Below are 22823 nucleotides of genomic sequence, written 5' to 3'. Positions count from 1 at the left end.
CGGCGCAATGGTCGCAAATAAAGCGTGCACTGCACCCGCTCACAACCAAGCCGAACGGCGATCAACTGACCTTTGAAACCCAGCAGCAAAAGAGCGCATTCTTGCCCGAAGCAAAAAGCGTCGCCCATCCGCGCTGCGCGTGAAGATGAGTTTCGAAGAGCCGACTTTCGCGTTCCAGAGCTTGGCAAACATTTCGGCGATTTCCTTGCGTGCGCCAAGGCTTGCCGGGACAGCGTGGTAATCCTCGCGTCCGATTGAGCCCAGCCATGACTTGCGCGACAGTAGATAGCGCGGATTTTGGACCGGGCCCAAGACTTCGGCGAATGCCTGCAAGATCTGCCGTTCGGCGGCACGGCTGACGCCCTTGACGATTACGTCCTTGCGCCCATCCATGGTCGACCGGATTTCAAATTCAGCGCCTTTCAGGTCTTCGGCGCTTATGAGGCCGAAGGTGGACAGACATTCAAGGATGGCGCGCCCGACTTGTTCGAGGCTCCCTTCGAGCGAACCATTGCGCCACAAGAGCCTTGCCGCTTTGAACACGCTGGGAAAGCTTGCAGCTGTAGCCACCCCGGCAGCGCCAAGTGCCAAAAGTCCAAGCCCTGTAAACGAGGTCGCACTGCGTATCCCTTCGGCAAAGGCCATGCCAGCAGTGCCACTGGTGGTCCATGCAAGCGCGTGCAGCGTATCTTTCCATGCGAGTGTGCGTGGCGCATAATTCGGAGCCGCAGTCTCGCGAACTTGTGAACGCGCCTCACCCGCCCCTAGCGACCTTACCCATTTCGCAGCAATTCCAGGCCGGTCACTGGCGTTTTCAAAAGTTACCGCGTTTTGGCCCTCGACGCCGAGCCTTGCGTCCAGTCCCAATCTGCCAAGGCCGCTTTCAATGAGGTCCGAGGGACCATTGGAAATACATTCGAACGCGCGAAAGCGCCGCGCAATGGTGGCAATATCACTGGGGCCTGCGGCACCGTCATCGTTAAGTGCGCCCCAATTGAGCGAAGCGGCGATGGCTTCGTGAAGGCCTTCCATGCGAGGTTCAATTGTCGCGAGGTGCCAGATGTTGGACACCTTGTCGGGGTTGTGTGGGTCGATACGAATGGCTCGACCGCGCATCTGGTTGGAGAGCACGAAAGAAGCGGTGTTGCTTGCAAGGACAAGCGAATTGAGCGCCGGCGCATCCCACCCTTGGCCCAGCAGTGATTGCGTGCCCACAAGAATGCGGATGTCGCCGCGTTGGAACAGTGCAGTCACAAGGCGTGTTGCATCCGCTGAATGTGCGCAAGTGAGTTCAAGGTGCGCCGGGCAAGCTGGCATCGGTTTGGTGCGGACGGTATCGAGTTCGAGCCCAAGCTGTTCACAGACGGGTGCCAATGCCGCCTGTACAGGGGCGGGAACGATTACAAGGCTGCCAGTCAGGACCGCCAGATGATCGACACAAATCCCTTTGCGCCGCAGTGTTTCAAAGATCGGGATCACGCCCAGCTTTGCTGGTTCAAAAGGGTCGCTTGCGCGGCGTGGCAATTCGCTTGCACGAATATGATCGGACAAAACGACCATACGCAGTTCTTTGCCAAGACAAGCCTCTTCGCGCGACGCGATTTCGCAAATGCTTTCCATCTTGCCGAGCGATGAAGCAAGCAAGCGGAAGATCGATCGTGTGTGCGACAAGCGCACGCGCTTGCCCTCAATTAAACCTTCCCGATGGAGCCGCCTTTCGAGCGATTTGTATCGCTCCGCTGATAACGGGAAAGCCTCGCGGTGGATGAACACTAAACCGTCGAGCAACTGTTCCAGCCAGAATTGTGACGGACGCGGCAGTTGAGCGGCTTTTACGCCCAAAAGCTTCAATGGCAGGGGCGGGAGTGCGTGTCCCGCAGATCCGAGCAAGACCAGCACCGATGAAAGCATTTCTGGAGCTTCAAGCACCTGCTCGACATGACTTTCCGGGTCCGTTAGCCATGGGTGGCTTTCAAGCCATTGAAGAAGCTCAGTATCTTCCCGCAAGTCGCGTTGCAGGGCATAAATGGCCTTTGCTCGCCGATTGAGAAGCTCAAGCGCATCGGCCGTTGGCCGAGAAAGCGTCAAATGATCCTGATGTGGACACAGATCGCCAGCGCGCACCAATTCGGGGATACCGATTTCGAGGTCGATAGGCCCGCAAAGGCGTTCATACCGGTTCCATTCGGCAAAGCTCGCATCATAGGGCGGGGTCGCCGTGAGCGCGACGATCTTCAGGTCTTCAAGTTCATTCGCAAGACGGTTGAGGCAATCCCACCAAGCTTTGCGCAAGTGATGCGCTTCATCCAAAACGAGGGTAAAAGGTCCGGAGGCGTTGAGCCCTTCAATCAGCGCAGAAAGTTGATCGCTTCGCCGAAAACTGTCGAGGGATTGATAGGTGGACAAGGTGAGCACCTTTGCCTCTCTCAAATCGCAAGATATTTCCTCCGACCCCGGCAAATCGTTCATAAACAGCGGGCTCAGCCGCTCGCGCCACTGATCGCGGATGGCAAGACTTGGGGCAAAGACCAGTGCGGGCCGGGCGAGCCTGCGCACGATCTCCAGGCCAAGGACCGTCTTCCCTGCCCCGGGCGCTGCGACCACATGGAGGCGGTCATCACCGAGATGGTCTTCCATCTGCGCAAGTACGCGGGCCTGATAATCGCGCCAAACACCTGAGAACTGCATCCGCTCCAACATGGTATTGGGATAAAGCTTGGAAAGGCTGACGCATAGCCTCGGAATAGGAGTTGCGAACGACCGCCACGCGCTCGCTTGTGATTGAATAGATCAATTTGTGCTGATCGTGTTTGTGCAAAGTCAAACGACAAAAGGCCTCAGCTGCGAACAGCGAGGCCCTTTTTTTAGTGGGTTTTCAATTTGATGCTGGTTGCGGGAGTTGGATTTGAACCAACGACCTTCAGGTTATGAGCCTGACGAGCTACCGGACTGCTCCATCCCGCGATAGCATACCGAGCGCCCTCAGACGCCGGGCGCCGACATCCGTCGGCTTGGCTTTCGCGCTCACCGCGCGGCGGCCAGTCGGCCTTGCGAAACCTGCGGTTTCGTTTGGCCATCCCCAAGGATCATAACTCCCTTGGGCGGCGTCGAAAGGACAAAGCCCTCAGAGACGCCAAAAGGGCTATCCTGTGAAGGAGAGCCCTTTGACAAGTGAATGGGTTATTTCCTGCACTTCCACAAGCTGCAATGCCTGGCGGCGACCTACTCTTCCGTGCCTTAGGACACAGTACCATCGGCGCTAACTGGTTTCACGGCCGAGTTCGAGATGGGATCGGGTGGGTCACAGTCGCTAGGACCACCAAGCAATGAAGCCTGTGGATGTGCGGGTTATAAATCGATGATCAAGTCTTGGCTAAATGTGAACGTCTGGCTGGAGATTTTCTCCACCGCAAGACGGACGCTGCCGAATGGCAGGCCTGTCATTGACAGTGCGAATTCTCAAGCACGAATAAATCATTAGTACCAGTTAGCTCCACACATTACTGCGCTTCCACACCTGGCCTATCAACGTCATGGTCTCTGACGGATCTAAAATACCTAATCTTAAGGGAGGCTTCCCGCTTAGATGCTTTCAGCGGTTATCCCGTCCATACATAGCTACTCTGCGGCACTCCTGGCGGAATGACAGATACACCAGAGGTATGTTCACCCCGGTCCTCTCGTACTAGGGGCAACTCCTTTCAAGTATCGACGCCCACGGCAGATAGGGACCAAACTGTCTCGCGACGTTCTGAACCCAGCTCACGTACCACTTTAATTGGCGAACAGCCAAACCCTTGGGACCTGCTCCAGCCCCAGGATGTGATGAGCCGACATCGAGGTGCCAAACACTGCCGTCGATATGAGCTCTTGGGCAGTATCAGCCTGTTATCCCCGGCGTACCTTTTATCCGTTGAGCGATGGCCCTTCCACGAGGGACCACCGGATCACTATGACCGACTTTCGTCTCTGCTCGACCTGTCGGTCTCGCAGTCAGGCAGGCTTATGCCATTGCACTCTCGCAGCCGGTTTCCAACCGGCCTGAGCCTACCATCGCGCGCCTCCGTTACTCTTTAGGAGGCGACCGCCCCAGTCAAACTACCCGCCACAGAGGGTCCCTGAACCGGATAACGGTTCTAGGTTAGACATCAGAAAACAACAGGGTGGTATTTCACCTATGGCTCCACTCGGACTGGCGCCCAAGTTTCAAAGCCTCCCACCTATGCTACACAGTTCTTTCCTAATGCCACTCTGAAGCTGCAGTAAAGGTGCACGGGGTCTTTCCGTCTAACCGCGGGTACTCCGCATCTTCACGGAGAATTCAATTTCGCTGAGCATATCCTGGAGACAGTGGGGAAGTCGTTACGCCATTCGTGCAGGTCGGAACTTACCCGACAAGGAATTTCGCTACCTTAGGACCGTTATAGTTACGGCCGCCGTTTACTTGGGCTTCAATTCGGAGCTCGCACTCCTCCTCTTAACCTTCAAGCACCGGGCAGGCGTCAGACCCTATACGTCGTCTTGAAGCCGACTTAGCAGAGTCCTGTGTTTTTGCTAAACAGTCGCTACCCCCTGGCCTGTGCCCCCTGAAAAGAGTTGCCTCGATTCAGGGCCTCCTTCTTCCGAAGGTACGGAGGCAATTTGCCGAGTTCCTTCAGGATACTTCTCTCAAGCGCCTTGGTATACTCTACCTGACCACCTGTGTCGGTTTCGGGTACGGTTTATACGGAGGGGCTATTTCCTGGATCTACTTGGCAGCCCAACCAATCCAATAAGGTTGAACTACTTCCGCAAACCGTCACACACCTCCAAGCCCACGAATATTTACGTGGTTCCCATCGACTACCCCCTTCGGGCTCGTCTTAGGGGCCGGCTAACCCTGCTCCGATTAGCGTTGAGCAGGAACCCTTGGTCTTTCGGCGAGAGGGCATCTCACCCTCTTTATCGCTACTCATGTCAGCATTCGCACTTCTGATATCTCCACGGTCGGTTACCCTTCCGCTTCATCAACTTACAGAACGCTCCGCTACCGCTGCAGTAAACTGCAACCCTAAGCTTCGGTGAATACCTTTAGTCCCGTTACATCTTCGCCGCAGGAACCCTTATTTAGACCAGTGAGCTGTTACGCTTTCTTTAAAGGATGGCTGCTTCTAAGCCAACCTCCTGGTTGTTTTGGGATTCCCACATGCTTTCGCACTTAGGTATTACTTGGGGACCTTAGCTGTAGGTTAGGGCTGTTTCCCTTTTGACGACGGACCTTAGCACCCGCCGTCTGTCTGCCAGACTAGACTCATTGGTATTCGGAGTTTGGTTAGAATTGGTACCGCTCGCGCAGCCCGCGTCCATCCAGTGCTCTACCCCCAATGGCAAAAATCTGACGCTCTACCTCAATAGATTTCGCGGAGAACCAGCTATTTCCCGGCTTGATTGGCCTTTCACCCCTAAACACAAGTCATCCGAGCATTTTTCAACATGCAACGGTTCGGTCCTCCAGTGCGTGTTACCGCACCTTCAACCTGCTCATGCCTAGATCGCCGGGGTTCGGGTCTAATCCAACATACTCAGTCGCCCTATTCAGACTCGCTTTCGCTTCGCCTACACCTAACGGCTTAAGCTTGCATGCTAGATTAAGTCACTGACCCATTATGCAAGAGGTACGCTGTCACCCCCTATGGGGCTCCAACTGCTTGTAAGCATCCGGTTTCAGGTACTGTTTCACTCCCCTAATCGGGGTGCTTTTCACCTTTCCCTCACGGTACTGTGTTCGCTATCGGTCATGTACGAGTATTTAGGCTTGGAGGGTGGTCCCCCCATGTTCAGACAGGATTTCACGTGTCCCGCCCTACTCAAGTCCTTTTCTAATCTTTTCGCATACGGGACTGTCACCCACTATGGTCTCACTTTCCAGAGAGTTCTGCTAATAATAGAAAAGGCACTGGCCTGGTCCCGGTTCGCTCGCCACTACTACGGGAATCTCGGTTGATGTCTTTTCCTCCGGGTACTGAGATGTTTCAGTTCCCCGGGTTTGCTTCACCAAAGCTATATATTCACTAAGGTGATACCTTATCCACCTCTCTCAATCTCCGCGAACGAAGAATGAAAGAAATGGTGAAGGTGGGTTTCCCCATTCGGAAATCGCCGGATCAAAGTTTGCTCACAACTCCCCGACGCTTATCGCAGCGTGCCACGTCCTTCATCGCCTGTACATGCCAAGGCATCCACCAAATGCTCTTACCTCACGCTTGAGAATCCACACTATCAACGACAAGCCTGCATAAAAGCTTGTTCGCTCGCTGCACCGACCGAAGTCAGCGCGATAATGCGGAGAAATTATCTCAGCCAGATAATCAATTTGATTGATATGTGGTGCATAGATGTTTGCTAAACAGGCCGGCTAGACCCTTCGCGTTCAACAATCCATGCTCCACGGCATCGATTTAAAAACCCATTCACAATGTCAAATGCTCGGCGCCAATGCGCCTATCTGCTCGAAAGCAGAATCTCTTTCGTTTCATCTATCGGAAAATTACCTGGTGGAGCCTATCGGGATCGAACCGATGACCCCCTGCTTGCAAAGCAGGTGCTCTCCCAGCTGAGCTAAGGCCCCTTAGGTAAAATGGTGGGCCTGAGAAGATTTGAACTTCTGACCTCACCCTTATCAGGGGTGCGCTCTAACCAACTGAGCTACAGGCCCACACCTGTCCTTCACTGACCCAAAGGCCGCGAGGGGCGTGTAAAGCCAGCTCAGGATAACAACACCCTGAAAGTGCTGTTTCCGATTGATGAAAGGACATGAGGACGACGGCAATGTTCTTTGGAACTCGCGAAGCTCTTCCGAAGTCTAGCCTCGGCGCTTTCGCTTGTATCCTTAGAAAGGAGGTGATCCAGCCGCAGGTTCCCCTACGGCTACCTTGTTACGACTTCACCCCAGTCGCTGAACCCACCGTGGTTGGCTGCCTCCTAAAAGGTTAGCGCACCACCTTCGGGTGAATCCAACTCCCATGGTGTGACGGGCGGTGTGTACAAGGCCTGGGAACGTATTCACCGCGGCATGCTGATCCGCGATTACTAGCGATTCCGCCTTCATGCTCTCGAGTTGCAGAGAACAATCCGAACTGAGACATCTTTTGGAGATTAGCTAACCCTCGCGGGATCGCTGCTCACTGTAGATGCCATTGTAGCACGTGTGTAGCCCAGCCTGTAAGGGCCATGAGGACTTGACGTCATCCCCACCTTCCTCCGGCTTATCACCGGCAGTTTCCTTAAAGTGCCCAACTAAATGATGGCAACTAAGGACGAGGGTTGCGCTCGTTGCGGGACTTAACCCAACATCTCACGACACGAGCTGACGACAGCCATGCAGCACCTGTCACTAGGTCCCCGAAGGGAAGGAGTCTGTCTCCAGAAACCGTCCTAGGATGTCAAAGGCTGGTAAGGTTCTGCGCGTTGCTTCGAATTAAACCACATGCTCCACCGCTTGTGCAGGCCCCCGTCAATTCCTTTGAGTTTTAATCTTGCGACCGTACTCCCCAGGCGGATAACTTAATGCGTTAGCTGCGCCACCCAAGCTCTATGAGCCCGGACAGCTAGTTATCATCGTTTACGGCGTGGACTACCAGGGTATCTAATCCTGTTTGCTCCCCACGCTTTCGCACCTCAGCGTCAATAATTGTCCAGTAAGTCGCCTTCGCCACTGGTGTTCTTCCGAATATCTACGAATTTCACCTCTACACTCGGAATTCCACTTACCTCTCCAATATTCTAGCAATCTAGTTTCAAGGGCAGTTCCGGGGTTGAGCCCCGGGATTTCACCCCTGACTTGGATCGCCGCCTACGCGCGCTTTACGCCCAGTAATTCCGAACAACGCTAGCTCCCTCCGTATTACCGCGGCTGCTGGCACGGAGTTAGCCGGAGCTTATTCTCCAGGTACTGTCATTATCATCCCTGGTAAAAGAGCTTTACAACCCTAAGGCCTTCATCACTCACGCGGCATTGCTGGATCAGGCTTTCGCCCATTGTCCAATATTCCCCACTGCTGCCTCCCGTAGGAGTCTGGGCCGTGTCTCAGTCCCAGTGTGGCTGATCATCCTCTCAGACCAGCTATAGATCGTCGACTTGGTAGGCCATTACCCCACCAACTATCTAATCTAACGCGGGCCCATCTAAAGGCGATAAATCTTTGGTCCGAAGACATTATCCGGTATTAGCTCAAATTTCTCTGAGTTATTCCGAACCTAAAGGCAGGTTCCCACGCGTTACGCACCCGTGCGCCACTAACCCCGAAGGGTTCGTTCGACTTGCATGTGTTAGGCATGCCGCCAGCGTTCGTTCTGAGCCAGGATCAAACTCTCAAGTTTGTGAGACTAACCAACCAGACACGGGAAAACCCGCAAATCTGACTAGCCAGAATATCAAGGAGCCGATACCTGCACTGTCAAACGTAATGGATACGAATGAACATGTATCATCACAAACCGCCTGTGGAGGCGATCAGGATGTGGCACCGGCTTGACTGTACTGGTTACTGCGACCTTGAAGCTCGCAGACCAGGCGCCGTCGCCCACATGTCCCTTCATCAAAAACCAACAATGTCAAAGAGCCGCCGAGACAGTAATAGCGGACAGCGATTGGTTCCCCGATTTACACCGGGGGAGCCGGCTGTCCGTTTATCTTGGCGACCGATCGTGGCGGGCGGTGGAAGCCGTCAGCGCCGCGTCGGTGGAGCCCATCTATGCGTGGTTCGGGATTCGGGCAAGGGCTTTTTGCGGTTTTGTTTCAAAAAATTTGCAAGCCACTGAAAAAACGAGATTATTTGTCGGCTTCAAAATCGCTCCCCGGATGCTCAAAAACCGGCTCAGGGGCAAAATCGGCTGAATCACCCCTAAAAACGCTAGAATCGGAGCACCTGAATCGGTGAATCGGACCGATCTGTCGCGTCAGACAGGCGAATCTTTACCGCTCAGGCGAATCAAATAACGAGCAAGCGTAAGAATCGGTCGCGCCGCAGTCGCATTAGATCGTTGTGACAGCGCAGATGTTATTCTGGCCGGCTTTCCCGCCATCTTTGTTCGGCGTGAGGGATGTGGACCCTTTTTTCACCTTTGCCCTCTAAGGCTCCCATATATGACTGCCCGCACCCCCGCAGATGGTATGCCTCATACAGGCGATACGCATGACGCTGGCTTTGCCGCGCGCGTGCGCAGCGCCTTTGTATGGCGTTGGGGTGCACAGGTTGCGGCGCAGATCATCACCTGGACATCAACCTTTCTGGTGGTGCGTCTCCTAGATCCGGCAGACTATGGCCTTTTCGCCATGAGCCAGGTGGTGGTGACCACCCTCGCCTTCCTCAATGGGCAAAGCTTCGCGACGTCAATCGTCCAGACAGACCGCATTGATGACAGGCGTGTGGGGCAAGTGTTCGGGATGCTTATTATAGCGAATGTGCTTCTTGCAGCGATCCAGTTCGTTTTCGCCCCATATGCAGCCGCCTATTTTAAAGAACCCGTGGTTGCCGACCTTTTGCGCGTGCAGGCGGCTATCTTCCTCACCATTCCTTTTATAGCGATGCCGTCTGAATGGCTCGCGCGGGGCCTTGAGTTCAGGAAACAGGCCAAGGCCAATATGGGAAGCGCTCTGGTCGGCGCTTTCACCGCGCTTATACTTGCATGGGCAGGATGGGGCGTGTGGGCCCTTATATATGCAGGCCTGTCGATTTTCGTGAGCCGCGCCTGCTTCCTGATGATTGCCGCTCGGTTCTGGATAACGCCTGTTTTCACCCCTAAAGGCGCATGGGATCTGTTCAGCTATGGCGGCGTGCTCACCTTGTGCCAATTGTTCTGGATCATCCAGTCGCAATCCGATGTGGTGATCGCAGGGCGCTTGCTCGAAACATATGATCTTGGGCTTTATACTCAGGCGCTCTTCCTGGCGCTGGTAGTCACAGGCCGATTTATTCCCCCCATTAATGAGGTGGCGCTTGCCGCCTATTCCGAGCTTCACCGGGCAAAGAAGCCTCTTGGTCCTTACTTCCTGAAGACTGCCCGCCTCGTGATGATGGTGTGCGCGCCTATATATATAGGCCTTGCGCTTACAGCCGAGCAGGTGATCCCTGTCTTGATGGGGGAAAAGTGGCTCAGCCTCATTCCAATCTTCGCAGGGCTCACCGTCGCAATGCCAGCATTTGCGCTGCACCTTATATGTTCGCCAGTGACCAATGCGATGGGGCGCCCTAAAGTCTACCTCTTCACCTCGATCGCTGGCGCGGTAATCTTTCCGGCAATGTTCCTTTGGCAGATCGGGGGCGAGGGTTCACACGGTGCAATGGGTCTTGTCGATGCGTGGGGATATGCTGCGCCTCTGCTTTGCCTGATCACACTGACCGTCACTTTGCCGCGCATCGGGGTGACACCTTTTGAACTGGGCCGCGCGCTTACTCCGATCATAATCGCTTGCGGCGCGATGACGGTTGCCGTTCTTGGGGTGGAGCGGTTCGTGCCGATTGATAGCCCGTTCTTCGCTTTGGTTCGCAGCAGCCTTATCGGTGCAGGTGTATATGCAGCCACGTTCTGGTTTGGATACCGCAGCATCGTGCGCGAGACATGGGCCCTGATCCGTAATCGCGGACCGCACGAGAGTCAGACCACCCTCATCTGAATCTCTGAATGTTGCAAAGGTCGCATTTGGGCCGAACGTCTTTGTCTGGTAATCTCGCTCTATAAAGAGCCGAGCTCGCGCCCCCCATGAGCTCAAGGCTGCTGTTGAGAGGATAAAGAGATGAGCCTGCTTAGCGCATTACCCGCAATCGCCGCGAGCCTGATCGCATCGAGCCCCGCCGCTGTGGCGGTTGAACCGCCAAACGACACACAAGGCCTGGAAACAGGAGCTATCGCGCCAGACCTGGCCGATCCGAACACCGAAATTCTCGACCTCAATCAAGATCGCGCGCGTCGATACACTGTGCCTGTGATGATCGAGGGTCAGGGCCCTTTCAATTTCATGATAGACACAGGCAGCCAGGCGACTGCTGTCACCAGCCAGATCAATCGCCAACTTGGTCTGAAGCCATCGGGAACCGCGACATTGGTGGGCATGGCCAGCCGTCGCCCGGTAGAGCTTGTGGAAGTGGACGAGATGAGTTTTGGCCAGCAGACGGTCTATGACCTCATATCTCCCGTGCTTGATGCCAATAATGTTGGCGCGCATGGCATTCTGGGCCTTGATAGTTTGCAGGATTACCGCGTGCTTCTCGATTTTCGAGAGGAGACAATCGCGGTGCAAGATGTCTCTTCGCAGAGCAATTATCGCAAAGGCTTTGAGATTATCGTGCGCGCCAATCCGCAGTTTGGACAATTGCTGATAACTGATGCCGTGGTCGAAGGGGTGCGCGCCACGGTAATTATCGACACCGGCGCTCAGGCGAGCATCGGCAGCACGGCCTTGCGCGAAAAGATCCGTCGTAAACGCGCGCAAGAGGTTGTCACTACCGACGTTAACGGCGTGAGCATGACCGGCCAGATGCAGGCTTTGCGCTCACTCAAGATCGGCGGGCTTGAACTTGCCAATGTCGCTTTGACCTTTGCCGATACACCAGCATTCGAAGCACTCGGCCTTGGCGACAAACCTGTGCTTGCCCTTGGGATGCAGCATTTGCGCTTCTTTGACCGGGTGGCGATTGATTTTAGCGAAAAGCGGGTGCTCTTCGATGTGCCGCGCGACGTTGCTCGCGCCATCAGGCGCAACCGGCGGGGAACCAAAAGCTTCGGCTTTTGAGGCCCGAGCGCTTGCAGTAAGGTGATGCGCGCGCCACATGGGGCCGCATATGCCGCCCGATACCGCATCCTCTGATCGCCCGTCCAAACTTGCCGATGCCGAAGGTTGGGCAACGCTAAAACGTTTCCTGCCTTATCTCTGGCCCAAGGATAATCCCGGCCTGCGCTGGCGGATTGTGATCGCCATGGCTTTCGTGCTTATGGCAAAAGCGGTAATTCTGGCGATGCCCTTTGCTTATAAGGGCGCGGTCGATGCGATGGAGACATCGGGCACGCTCACCGACTTATCAGACGCAGCGCAGGTCGCGATGGCGTTGGTCGCGGCCTATGTGCTTGGCCGGTTTTCTTCGCTTCTGTTCGACAATTTGCGCAATGTCTCTTTTGAGCGCGTGGGACAGATGGCGACGTTGAGCCTTGCCGAAGATGTGTTTCACCGCCTCCACCGTCTGTCCTTGCGCTTTCACCTGACGCGGCGCACGGGCGAAGTCACCAAGATTATCGAGCGCGGGACAAAAAGCATCGACATGATGCTTTATTTCCTGCTCTTCAATATTGCCCCCACGGCTGTCGAACTGATCGCGGTGGGCGTTATCTTCTATCTCAATTTCGGGTGGGAGCTGGTTGCAGCCACCGCTCTGGCCGTTGTCGCTTACATTGTTGCGACACGCATGATCACCGAATGGCGCACCAAACTCAGACGCGAGATGAATGATCTTGATGGACAGGCATTGCACCGCGCGGTGGATTCGCTTCTGAACTTTGAGACGGTCAAATATTTCGGCGCAGAAGCGCGTGAGGAAGCGCGCTATTCACAAGCCGCCAGAGCTTATGCGGCAGCAGCAACAAAGTCGGAAAACTCGCTTGCGCTTTTGAACGTCGTCCAATCGGGCATCACCAATGCCCTTATGGCTGGCGCGATGATTTACACGGTGTGGGGTTGGTCCAAGGGCGATCTTACCGTGGGCGATCTTGTCTTCGTGAACACTTATTTGATGCAGCTTTTCCGCCCGCTTGATCTGCTTGGCTGGGTCTATCGCACAATTCGACAGGGCCTTGTCGATATGGCGCAAATGTTCAGCCTGATTGATACAGAGGTTGAGGTCGAAGATAAGCCGGGTGCCCCTGCCCTCCATGTGTCACAGCCCAGCGTCACTTTCGACAATGTAACCTTTGGATATGAGGATGAGCGCACAATCCTCCACGGCCTGTCTTTCGAAGTGCCAGCAGGCTCCACCCTTGCGGTCGTTGGTCCTTCAGGCGCAGGCAAAAGCACCATCGGGCGGCTGCTGTTCCGGTTTTACGACCCGCAAGGCGGACGCATCCTTATCGACGGGCAAGACATTGCTGAGGTCACGCAAGACAGCGTGCGCGCGGCGATTGGCATTGTCCCGCAGGACAGCGTGCTCTTCAACGACACGCTTCGCTATAATATCGCATATGGCGCAGAAGATGCAGACGAAGCAATGGTCGAGCAGGCGGCCAGAGACGCAAGCCTGATGCCGCTGATCGACCGGCTCGGCGACCGGTTTGAAACGATGGTGGGCGAGCGGGGCCTGAAACTTTCAGGTGGCGAGAAACAGCGCGTTGCGATTGCGCGAACATTGGTCAAAAATCCGCCGATCCTGCTGCTGGATGAAGCAACCAGCGCATTGGACACCCGCACCGAGCAGGAGATCTTGGGGACGCTCAGGCGACTTGCTCAAGGGCGCACCACGATTGCCATTGCGCACCGTCTTTCAACGATTGCAGATGCCGACAGGATCATCGTTCTCGATCACGGCACCTTGCATGAAAGCGGGACGCATAAGGAATTGCTCGCGAAAGGCGGGCTTTATGCCGAAATGTGGGCGCAGCAAGCGCAAGAGAAACGCGAAAGTGAAACGGTCGATTAGAGCGAAGTGGCAACCGGGGCCTGATCTGCTTCACGCAAGGTCGATGAGGACAAATCCAGAGCTTCAACCGGGATCACCTCGACTTCACCGCGAAGGGCGCGCACTTGGTCCAGGAACACATCCGCGTCTCCCACAAGAACGAGGGTCGTTTTCTCGGCGCTAAGGTATTCGCGCGCGGCCTCGTTCACGCGGGCACTGTTTTCGCGGGCAAGCTTTTGCGGGAAAAGCGCTGCGTGTGATGCCGGAAGTCCATGCAGAAGAAGGCCCGCTACCACTGCGTTAAAACCGGAGCTTCGCTCGATCACACGAGCGTAAGTGCCCTCGAGATACGCACGCCTCCGCGCGAGGCTGTCCTCATCCAATCCGGCTGCACTAAGCTGTTCGATCTGCTCAAGCATAATCCGCGCGGTTTCGCCTGCGGTTTCATTGCGGGTCTGCGACTGAGCCATCAAAATCGAGCCATCTTTGCGCGCATCAATGCGTGAATAGGCGCCATAGGAAAGCGAGCGTTTGGTTCGCACTTCCTGAAACAGTCGCCCGCTCGACCCGCCACCAAGCGCCGCATTGACGAGCTGAAGCGCGTCGAAATCTGCCGCGCCGCGCGCAGGTGCAGGCAGAGCAACAACAACGCTCGCCTGATCTGCGCCCGCAATATCAATCACTATTGTACGAGCCATAGCAGGCTCCCCTGCTGCATCCTCAACAATCGCCCCGCGCCCCAATTCAACGCGCCAATCGCCAAAGGCGGCCTCAAGGATTGGCATGGCTTCAGAGATGTCGATCCCGCCGGACACAACCAATTGCATCCGACGAGGATGGAAGAAGCGCTGACGGTGGAGGAGCAAGTCGTTGCGGTTGATGGCACTCAGGCTATCCAGAGTTCCGACACGACCACTGCCATATGGGGCAAGGCCGTAGATCGCGCGCACAGCGGCATCCTGTGCAAGCTGTGAAGGATTGCTATCGCGCACCGCTAAACGTTGGGACCGGCGCGCGCGTTCACGGTCAAGCTCTTCGCTGGGGTAAATTGCGCCCTTTATGATGCGCGCAGCAAGGTTACTGGCCTCGTTAAGGTACGCTGTGGGCACTTTCAAAGTAAAAGTTGTACCATCGGCATCGGCGCTTCCATCAAAGCGCGCGCCAAGGCTTTCAAAGCGGGCCGCAATCGCGGCTGCATCCATGTCATATATCCCGCTGGAGGCGAGTGCCGCTGCTAAATCAGCCACGCCCTCACGCCCCGCCGGATCGGTCTTTGATCCTCCCGGCATCACCATGGAAAGCGTCACCAAAGGCACATCGCCTGTTTTGGCGGCGACTACGCGAATGCCGTTCGAAAGCTGAGCCTCGACCATTTGCGGCATCGTTGTTGTGGAGCGGTTGAGCGGCTCAGGCGGTGTTTCGCGGGTCGTCTCTGGTTTAACTGTGCGCAGCGCGAGTTGCGGTTCTGGTAGTTCACCGAAATCGGGCGTCTTTGCGGGGTTTGCGTAAAGTGCTGGGTCATCAGGCCCAATCGAATAGGTAAAGCCTATCTGCCGCCTCGGATCAAAATATCGGCGCGCCGCCCGGCGCACATCGCGCGCACTCACTTTGGCAATTTCGGCCAACAAACGGTCAGCAAAGGCCGGATCACCGCTCGCGGCCAATCCCTCGCCAATCTCAAAGGCGCGACCCCGCGATGTCTCGCGCCGCTCTAAAGCTTCAGCGACAATCTCGGCCTTTGCTTCGCGCAGTTCGTTATCGCTCACCAAAGTTTCACGAAGCCGCGCAATTGCCGATGCCAGCTCTTCGCCAGTGGCAGCCAGCAATTGAGGGCGCGCGAGGGCGTAAATGGCAACATAGCCGCCCTCGCGGTATAGCGGCGCGGTTGCTGTCACGTCAGTTGCGAGCCCGGTGCGCAGCAATGCGCTCGCCAACCGATTGTTCTCGCCGCCACCAAGTATAGCCATCGCAACGCGGATCGCGGGCGCATCTTTGTGCGTTGCAAGGGGCGCTTTCCAAAGCGCGCCGATGGCCGGAACCGGAACATTGGGCGCGCGGGCGTGAAAAACGCGCGGAGCCATTAGCTCAGGCTCGGAAGCCGGGATCGATATGGGCGCAGGGTTCACGCGCGGCAAAAGCGGCGCAAAATGTTCATCCACCAGGGTGCGCAATGTCGCGATTTCAAAATTTCCAGCGACAATCAGGGTCGCGGTATCGGGTCCATAATAGGCTTCATAAAAACTGCGCACATCATCAAGGCTCACCAGATGAAGACCGTTGAGCGTGCCGATCCCAGGCCTGCGATGAGGCAAAACGTCGAACGCGTTTTCGGGCAGGATGTTGCGCTGCAAACGGGCGTAAGGCGGTCCAAGCACACGCTGTCGGATCTCTTCCTTGACGACATTGCGCTCAGTTTCAAAAACCTGTTCGTCAAGAACCAGCCGTCCCATGCGCTCGGCTTGGGTCCATAGCATTGTCTCCAGATATTCGGCTGGCACCTGCTCCCAGTAATTGGTGCGATCAACCCAACTCGACGCATTGCGCGCGCCCCCTACGTCTGCGGTGAGGCCGTAGATTGCGTTATAGGTCATGTTTTCGGTTTTGCGGCTGGCGATGTGTTCGACCAAATGCGAAAGCCCAGCGCGCCCGTCAGGGTCGTGTTTCGATCCCACTTCGTACCAGATCGAAGTGGTCACCGTACTGCTCTTTTCATCCGGCAGTGCCACGACGCGAAGCCCATTGTCGAGCTGCCACTGCGTGTATTCAATGGGAGGCACATTCAAGGGTGCGGGCGAATTTTCTGCACGTACGCCTGTACCCATCATCAATACGAAGACGAAGGCGGTGAAAACAAATTGAGCGAAACACGCGCGGATGAAGCAGTTTTTAGTCATGACTTGCGCTCAACCTTAGAGCCTGACGCTTAACGGGTTGCAACCCGCTTAATCCCTCGCCTCCCGGCTCAATTTCTGAAGCACATGGAGCGCCTCTTTGCGCCTTTTCCATGGCACGAAAAGGTGGTCGTGATGGAAGGCGGCGATGACGTTGCAGGCGATCCCCGCCTTAGCAAGAGCGGTGGATACCGCAGCGGTTAAGCCAATACCTTCAAGGTCTGAGTGGACCTGCAAAGTGATGCGGGCAAACTCACCTTCCTCACCCTTGCTCTGAGCGGGTAAGACAAGAGTTTTTCCCTCTTCTTCTTGAATAAGCGCAAAGGCGTTTGCCGGAAGACCTTCTGGCGTCTCACTGGCACACACAAAAATAAAGGACCGATCATCAAGCTCAGGTTGCATCCCGGCCAGCATATCGCCAAGCGCCGAGATCGGTCCTGCACTCACAGGATATACTTCGACAAATCGCTGTTACCTGCCAGCTCGCTGAGGCGTTCTTGAACATAGGCCGCATCAATCGTGACGGTCTCGCCTTCGTGCTCTTCGGCCTCAAAGCTGATCTCTTCGAGCAGCTTTTCCATCACCGTTTGCAGGCGCCTTGCCCCGATATTTTCGACGCTTTCATTCACTTGCGCTGCGATAGTCGCAACTGCTTGGACCGCGTCCTCAGTGATATCAAGTTCGACCTTTTCGGTGCCCAGAAGTGCCGAATATTGCTCCACAAGGTTTGCGCGGGTTTCGGAAAGGATGCGAACAAAGTCCTCTTGTGTGAGCGCGCGCAAATTGACCCGGATCGGCAGGCGCCCCTGAAGCTCTGGCAGCATATCGGATGGCTTGGCCACATGGAAAGCTCCTGACGCGATGAAGAGGACGTGGTCGGTCTTCATCGGCCCGTATTTGGTCGCCACGGTCGTCCCTTCGATCAGCGGCAACAGGTCGCGCTGGACACCCTCGCGGCTGACCGAACCACCACGCACATCGGAAACAGCGATCTTGTCAATTTCATCGAGGAACACGATGCCATTGGTTTCTGCATTCTGTAGCGCGGCTCGGCTGACATCTTCATCGTCGAGGCGCTTATCCGCTTCCTCGTCAACGAGCTTGTCCCAAGCTTCCGGCACACGCATTTTCTGTTTTTTGGTCTTCCCCCGACCGAATGCCTTACCCATCATGTCTGACAGGTCGATCATCTGCATATTGCCGCCCATATTGCCCATATCGAAAGGCATACCGTTACCAGTATCGGCAATGTCGATTTCAACCTCTACATCGTTCATAGCGTTTTGAACGATACGCTCGCGGAAACTTTCGCGGGTTGCTTCGGAAGCGCTGTCACCGACAAGGGCGTTCAAAAGCCGCTCCATCGCAGCCTCGCTCGCAGCTTCGCGCACGCTTTCGCGGCGGCGTTCTTTTTCAAGGCGGATTGATTCCTCTACGAGGTCACGCGCGATTTGCTCAACGTCGCGCCCGACATAACCAACTTCGGTGAACTTGGTTGCCTCGACCTTCACAAATGGAGCTTCAGCAAGTTTCGCCAAACGGCGGCTGATTTCGGTCTTGCCGCAGCCCGTCGGCCCTATCATCAGGATGTTCTTGGGCGTCACTTCATTCTTGAGCTCAGGGCCAAGCCGTTGCCGTCGCCAGCGATTGCGCAGCGCCACAGCGACCGCCCGCTTGGCCTCTTTCTGGCCAATAATGTGTTCGTCCAAAGCGGCGACAATCGCCTTTGGGGTGAGATTATCCATTTGGAAGAGTTCCTTAACCGTTGAGCCTAAACCGTTTCGACGGTCAAATTGCCATTGGTAAAGACACAGATGTCTGCGGCGACAGCCATGGCCTTGCGCGCGATTTGCTCTGCATCTTGTTCATAATCTGAAAGGGCGCGGGCAGCAGCGAGTGCGTAATTCCCGCCAGACCCAATCGCCGCGATACCGCCTTCAGGTTCGAGCACATCGCCATTTCCGGTAAGCACCAGCAGGCTTTCTTCATCGGCGACGATCATAAGTGCTTCGAGATTGCGCAGATATTTGTCGGTGCGCCAGTCTTTCGCAAGCTCAACAGCGGCGCGCAAAAGTTGCCCTGAGTATTGCTCAAGTTTCTTCTCAAGCCGTTCAAACAGGGTGAAGGCATCGGCGGTTGCGCCCGCAAAGCCAGCGATGACCTTACCGCCCTCCCCAATCCGGCGCACTTTGCGCGCATTGGGCTTCATCACTGTATTGCCCATCGAAACCTGACCATCGCCCGCGATGACCACTTGGTTGCCGCGCTTTACGCCGATAATCGTAGTGCCGTGCCATTGTGTGAGGCCGTGTTGTGATGATTTATCGTTCATGCCCCGGATATGGGGGCACAGGCCAAAGCATCAAGTATCGAGGGCGTTAAATACCGCCAGCGGGACCGGATGGGCCCACGCCCCCAACCTGTCCGATATTACCGAACAAATCTTCAAGGAAGCCGCGTTCACGGCCCAGAGTCGGCGTTTTGTCGCCGTCGGGTTGGAGATAGACGACCTCTTCGATCCCGCGCGATTCGACCGTTTCCACATTGCCATCGTCATCAAAGCGCACCACCAAAACCGCATGGGTGTTGATGCGCGGACGCACAAACGGCTTACGCGCAGTCACGCTGGAGATGTAGTACCAGGTGTTCTCGCCATATTGGCTTTCATAAGTCGGACGACCCAAAGTCGCCTCAACCGAACGGCGATTGTCGATCTTAGGCTGAACCGTGCTGACCAGAATTGGGTCGTTCACAAAACCGCGCGACTCGCGGATCGAAGAACAGCCCGCCAACGCGAGCACAGCGCCGCCCAACAGTGCCGCCTTGAAAAGACCTTTTGATGAGATCACGTCCCGCATAAATCCTGTTCAATCCCGTCCGTTTCTCTGGCTCGCCGCGCCACTTGTAGCCGCGTCACCTTGTCGTCCCAGACAAGCCGCCTATATCCTTCGTCATGCCTTAAGCACTGTCGCACTCGCTGGCAATGCGCGTGTGTTAAACTGTGCGCTAAAGCGCTGGGGAGGCCCTGTGGCAAGCGGGGTGAATTGCGGCTGAACCCGGCCATAATTCGTAGTTTGCAGAACAGTTCATACCGGTTTGAAAGGTAATCATGTCGTTTCTCTCCCGCCTGCTTGGCACTGGTCCTGACCCACGCGAGGCCGTGCGCCCATTGTGGCACAAGGTCGTCGAATTGGCCCGAAAGCCTGAATATTACGCTGATCACATGGTCGCAGACACCGTCGCGGGCCGCTTTGATATGATCACCGCAATCCTGTCCGCAGTGATGGTTCGGGTGGAAGCCAGCGATATGCGCGCCGAAAGCGCGCTTTTGGCTGAACTATTTGTCGAGGACATGGACGGGCAATTGCGCCAGTTTGGCGTGAACGACGTTGTCATTGGCAAGCGGGTGGGCCGATTGATGAGCGTGCTTGGCGGACGGCTTGGCGCCTATCGCTCTGCCTTCGTCAATAAGGATGAGCCAAAGCTCGCCCAAGCGATTGCCCGCAACACAACCTTTAGCGAAGGCGTTGATGAGCAGGCGTGCAGCAAAGCCATCGCAGCCGACCTGCTTGAATTGTCAGAGCGTCTGAGCAAGCTTGATGACAAGGCAATCCTTCATGCGGATGCAATCAGATGAGAGAAGACGCAGCGAGCGAATTAACGCGCCTGATCAAGGTCAAGGGTCTGCCGGCTGAACCCGTAGTGGTTGAGGCCAATGAGCACGAACGCGCGGCCCTCGCGACCCGCTTTGGCCTCAGCCAGATCGATTACTTGCGCGCAGTGGTAGAGCTGGAACAACGCCCCGGCGCAATTCGCGCGAGCGGAACGATGAAAGCGTCCTTCCTCCAACCTTGCGCCGTTTCTGGCGAGGACTTCAGCGTAGAGGTCGAAGAGCCATTGTACCTGCGCTTTGTTGAGGCGGAAGCTGGCAACCGCCTGACCGCCGAAGATACGGAGATCGAACTCACGTCTGAAGATTGTGATGAAATCGACTATTCAGGCGATGCTTTCGACCTCGGCGAAGCGGTGGCGCAAACACTTGGCCTTGTGATTGACCCTTACGCCGAAGGACCAAACGCAGACGAAGCCCGCGCGAAAGCCGGGATCGTCAAAGAAGGGGAACAAGAAGGCCCGCTTGCCGATATGTTGAGAAATTTGACGAAGGATTGAAACGCACACCCTGCTAAGCACCCGTCGAACGTTCGCGACCGAACCTAGAACGGGATGTCGTCGTCGAGGTCGTCGTAGCCGCCGCCCGAGCTGCCGCCAGCAGAACCGCCGCTCTGGCCGCCGCCACCTTGGTTCCAGCCGCCACCACCTCCTTGGCCGCCGCCACCGTAGCCACCGCCCTGACCGCCGCCACCTTGGCCACCGCCATAGCCACCGCCATCAAGCATAGTGAGCGTGCCGCCCATGCCTTGGATGACGACCTCGGTTGAGTAGCGATCATTGCCGTTTTGGTCCTGCCATTTGCGGGTTTGCAGCTTACCCTCGACAAAGACTTTCGAGCCTTTTTTCAGGTAACGCTCAACCACATTGACAAGCCCGTCGGAGAAAATGGCAACCGTGTGCCATTCGGTTTTCTCGCGGCGCTCGCCAGTGTTTTTGTCTTTCCAGTTTTCGGAGGTTGCAATGCGCAGGTTCGCAACGCGCCCGCCGTTCTGGAACGACCGAATTTCCGGGTCTGCCCCCAGATTGCCGATCAGCATTACTTTGTTGAGCGAGCCTGCCATGGCGCGTGTCCTTCCCTATAAGTGTGCGTGTGGCGCAAAGGAGCGCCCGCGAATCTGTTGCACCATTAATAGGGAAGCAGCGCGCGCTAGGCTATTGAACGGGCGCGTTATCCCAATGAGAATTGTAGGCTGGCAATCACTTGCGCGTCAATTCTAACGGCTGGGGTAACGCAGACGGCCCAAAAAGCGCGTCAGGCTCGGCAATTCGCGGTCCCCGTCCAGGAACTGCGCCTTCACCTTTTCAAATTTCATTACCCCGTCGATGCGGCGATCAAGAAACTCGTGAGTTTTGGCCTTGCCTTCACTGTCATCGTTGACGAAGACCGCGAGCGTTGCCGAGTAAATCCCGGCAAGGATCGCGCGCTTGGTGTAGTGGTTGTAATCAGTCGCAGTATCGCCCGCGAGCCGCCACATAATGTCCGCTGAACGCCAGCCCAGCTTCATTGCGCGCGGCGCATTTTGCGGCATGGCCATGACCGACATCGCGCGGCGCACCGCCTCGTCGATATGCTCGACCGCCTCAAGTCGGAAGGCCACTAGCGTGCGGATGCGCTCACGGATTTTGAGCTCAGCCAAACGCTCGGCCGGCCACTCTTCCTCCATCGCGGCATCGACGTGTGCAATCCAGGCATCGATCATGTCCATCGCTTGCGCAGGACCAGTTGGGAAAGCAAGCTTTGCCACATCGACATCAGCCCCCGCCATTTCAGCCGCCGCCACAAGCGCTGTTTCATTCCAGCCATCAAAGACCGCCGAGGCCGCGATTTCAGGCGCGAGCGCCAGTCGCAGCTCGTCCAGTGTCATATCGGCGTAATCGAGAGAGGCAGTCATCAAAATTTCCTCAAGGGTGATTTTTAGAAAGACGGTCCATATTGCACCGGCGCGGGGTTCTCTTCGCGCTTTTTGTCCGCTTCTTCAAATTCGCGCAGCAGCAGCGTGTTGGAATTCATCCGCTCCATATGATCGCGCGCAGAGCGGCCGGTGTTATCGTTGATATCCGGGTCCGCGCCCTCGGCAAGAAGGGTGCGAACCAGTTCAACATTGCGTTGATGCACGGCGGTCATCAGCGGCGTCTCGCCCGCGCTATCTGAGATATCGACCTGAGCGCCGCCTTTGATCAACGCCTCCACTCCTTCAATATGGCCCAGCCTCACAGCGATTTGAAGCGGAGTTGTGCCATTGCGATCGCGCACATTGGGATTAGCGCCGCGTTGCAGCAAAAAGCGCATCCACAGCGTATCGCGGCGCTGGGCGACAATATGCAGCCCGTTTTCACCGGTCGTAATGTCGCGCGTATTCACAATTTGCGTGCCCGGTTCGTCCAGCATCTTGGTCGCCGTATCGCCGTCGCGCTCTTTGACAGCTTTCAGGAATTGATAGCCGTCAGACCCGCCGATTTGAGCCGCAGCCGGTTGAAGCGCAGCGAGCGCAAAAACGCCTGCAAGAGCCGCAAGAGCCACTCGCCATTTCGAACCGATGTTGCGCAAAACTGGTGAACCCACGCTTTTAAACCTTTCGCTTTTGCTGTGAGGATTGAGATATAGGGCCCGCGAGCCCAT

Annotated in this window: 15 protein-coding genes, 3 tRNA genes and 3 rRNA genes; 6 read left to right on the top strand and 15 right to left on the bottom strand. The window is 56.1% G+C overall.

Translation table 11 applies throughout. The features are described 5' to 3' along the window. Nucleotides 1-39 precede the first annotated feature (39 nt). The 7 genes from INR77_RS04110 to INR77_RS04080 all read right to left on the bottom strand — a co-directional run bounded on the left by INR77_RS04110 (nucleotide 40) and on the right by INR77_RS04080 (nucleotide 8358). On the bottom strand, nucleotides 40-2688 hold the full coding sequence (locus tag INR77_RS04110) for a DEAD/DEAH box helicase family protein (RefSeq protein WP_223072646.1): 2649 nt from the start codon (nucleotides 2686-2688) through the stop codon (nucleotides 40-42). A 199-nt stretch (nucleotides 2689-2887) separates the two neighbouring features. Beyond that, nucleotides 2888-2964: transfer RNA gene (locus INR77_RS04105), tRNA-Met, on the bottom strand. Nucleotides 2965-3209: 245 nt separating this feature from the next. Next, nucleotides 3210-3324: ribosomal RNA gene (gene rrf / locus INR77_RS04100) — 5S ribosomal RNA — on the bottom strand. 131 nt (nucleotides 3325-3455) lie between these two features. Further along, nucleotides 3456-6248: ribosomal RNA gene (locus tag INR77_RS04095) — 23S ribosomal RNA — on the bottom strand. A 283-nt stretch (nucleotides 6249-6531) separates the two neighbouring features. Beyond that, a tRNA-Ala gene (locus tag INR77_RS04090) sits at nucleotides 6532-6607 on the bottom strand. Nucleotides 6608-6617: 10 nt separating this feature from the next. Next, a tRNA-Ile gene (locus INR77_RS04085) sits at nucleotides 6618-6694 on the bottom strand. Between the two features lie 178 nt (nucleotides 6695-6872). Next, nucleotides 6873-8358 (bottom strand): 16S ribosomal RNA (locus INR77_RS04080). The 16S, 23S and 5S rRNA genes sit together here with 3 tRNA genes alongside, the layout of an rRNA operon. A 151-nt stretch (nucleotides 8359-8509) precedes the next feature. Here INR77_RS04080 and INR77_RS04075 point away from each other — a divergent pair. From INR77_RS04075 to INR77_RS04060, 4 genes are all read left to right on the top strand, one after another. After that, the gene (locus INR77_RS04075) at nucleotides 8510-8875 is read left to right on the top strand and encodes a hypothetical protein (RefSeq protein ID WP_223072645.1); all 366 of its coding nucleotides are present in this window, start codon (nucleotides 8510-8512) and stop codon (nucleotides 8873-8875) included. Nucleotides 8876-9124: 249 nt separating this feature from the next. Continuing rightward, nucleotides 9125-10654: a lipopolysaccharide biosynthesis protein gene (locus INR77_RS04070; RefSeq protein ID WP_223072644.1), complete on the top strand. Its 1530-nt coding sequence runs from the start codon at nucleotides 9125-9127 to the stop codon at nucleotides 10652-10654. 120 nt (nucleotides 10655-10774) lie between these two features. After that, nucleotides 10775-11770 carry a retroviral-like aspartic protease family protein gene (locus INR77_RS04065; RefSeq protein WP_223072643.1) on the top strand — a complete coding sequence of 332 codons (996 nt, stop codon included), beginning with the start codon at nucleotides 10775-10777 and terminating at the stop codon, nucleotides 11768-11770. Nucleotides 11771-11819: 49 nt separating this feature from the next. Next, entirely contained in the window at nucleotides 11820-13661 is a 1842-nt protein-coding gene (locus INR77_RS04060) for an ABC transporter ATP-binding protein/permease (RefSeq protein WP_223072642.1), read from the top strand. On the opposite strand, the gene INR77_RS04055 is transcribed toward INR77_RS04060, so the two are convergent. Genes INR77_RS04055 through INR77_RS04035 form a run of 5 tightly spaced genes read right to left on the bottom strand, consistent with a single transcriptional unit; the run spans nucleotide 13658 to nucleotide 19389 of the window. Next, nucleotides 13658-16534, bottom strand: a complete 2877-nt coding sequence (locus INR77_RS04055; RefSeq protein WP_255573928.1) for a pitrilysin family protein — start codon at nucleotides 16532-16534, stop codon at nucleotides 13658-13660. The two genes, INR77_RS04060 and INR77_RS04055, sit on opposite strands and share 4 nt — an antisense overlap. Before the next feature lie 48 nt (nucleotides 16535-16582). Further along, nucleotides 16583-16978 carry an ACT domain-containing protein gene (locus INR77_RS04050; RefSeq protein ID WP_255573927.1) on the bottom strand — a complete coding sequence of 132 codons (396 nt, stop codon included), beginning with the start codon at nucleotides 16976-16978 and terminating at the stop codon, nucleotides 16583-16585. Next, complete coding sequence (gene hslU / locus INR77_RS04045) at nucleotides 16975-18276, bottom strand: ATP-dependent protease ATPase subunit HslU (RefSeq protein WP_223072641.1); 1302 nt, start codon at nucleotides 18274-18276, stop codon at nucleotides 16975-16977. Before hslU ends, INR77_RS04050 begins: the two co-directional genes overlap by 4 nt. Before the next feature lie 26 nt (nucleotides 18277-18302). Continuing rightward, nucleotides 18303-18863 carry an ATP-dependent protease subunit HslV gene (gene hslV / locus INR77_RS04040; protein ID WP_223072640.1) on the bottom strand — a complete coding sequence of 187 codons (561 nt, stop codon included), beginning with the start codon at nucleotides 18861-18863 and terminating at the stop codon, nucleotides 18303-18305. Between the two features lie 46 nt (nucleotides 18864-18909). Next, nucleotides 18910-19389 (bottom strand): outer membrane protein assembly factor BamE, encoded by a 480-nt coding sequence (locus INR77_RS04035; RefSeq protein WP_223072639.1) that lies wholly within the window; start codon nucleotides 19387-19389, stop codon nucleotides 18910-18912. Between the two features lie 251 nt (nucleotides 19390-19640). Here INR77_RS04035 and INR77_RS04030 point away from each other — a divergent pair, with 251 nt between their 5' ends. Continuing rightward, on the top strand, nucleotides 19641-20168 hold the full coding sequence (locus INR77_RS04030) for a ubiquinol-cytochrome C chaperone family protein (protein ID WP_223072638.1): 528 nt from the start codon (nucleotides 19641-19643) through the stop codon (nucleotides 20166-20168). Further along, nucleotides 20165-20701 carry a DUF177 domain-containing protein gene (locus INR77_RS04025; RefSeq protein WP_223072637.1) on the top strand — a complete coding sequence of 179 codons (537 nt, stop codon included), beginning with the start codon at nucleotides 20165-20167 and terminating at the stop codon, nucleotides 20699-20701. The genes INR77_RS04030 and INR77_RS04025 overlap by 4 nt, the downstream gene beginning before the upstream one ends. Nucleotides 20702-20745: 44 nt before the next feature. Here the strand turns inward: INR77_RS04025 and ssb are convergent, their stop codons facing one another. The 3 genes from ssb to INR77_RS04010 all read right to left on the bottom strand — a co-directional run bounded on the left by ssb (nucleotide 20746) and on the right by INR77_RS04010 (nucleotide 22766). Beyond that, entirely contained in the window at nucleotides 20746-21264 is a 519-nt protein-coding gene (ssb, locus tag INR77_RS04020) for a single-stranded DNA-binding protein (protein ID WP_223072636.1), read from the bottom strand. 153 nt (nucleotides 21265-21417) lie between these two features. Beyond that, nucleotides 21418-22095 (bottom strand): COQ9 family protein, encoded by a 678-nt coding sequence (locus tag INR77_RS04015; protein WP_223072635.1) that lies wholly within the window; start codon nucleotides 22093-22095, stop codon nucleotides 21418-21420. Nucleotides 22096-22118: 23 nt separating this feature from the next. Then, nucleotides 22119-22766, bottom strand: coding sequence for an ankyrin repeat domain-containing protein (locus INR77_RS04010; protein WP_255573926.1), 648 nt, complete (start codon nucleotides 22764-22766; stop codon nucleotides 22119-22121). Nucleotides 22767-22823: the final 57 nt, after the last annotated feature.

Source organism: Erythrobacter sp. SCSIO 43205 (genome assembly GCF_019904235.1).
Taxonomy (GTDB): Bacteria; Pseudomonadota; Alphaproteobacteria; order Sphingomonadales; family Sphingomonadaceae; genus Erythrobacter.
Note: the sequence above shows the minus strand (reverse complement) of the source record. Positions and strands in the feature narration are given on the sequence as shown.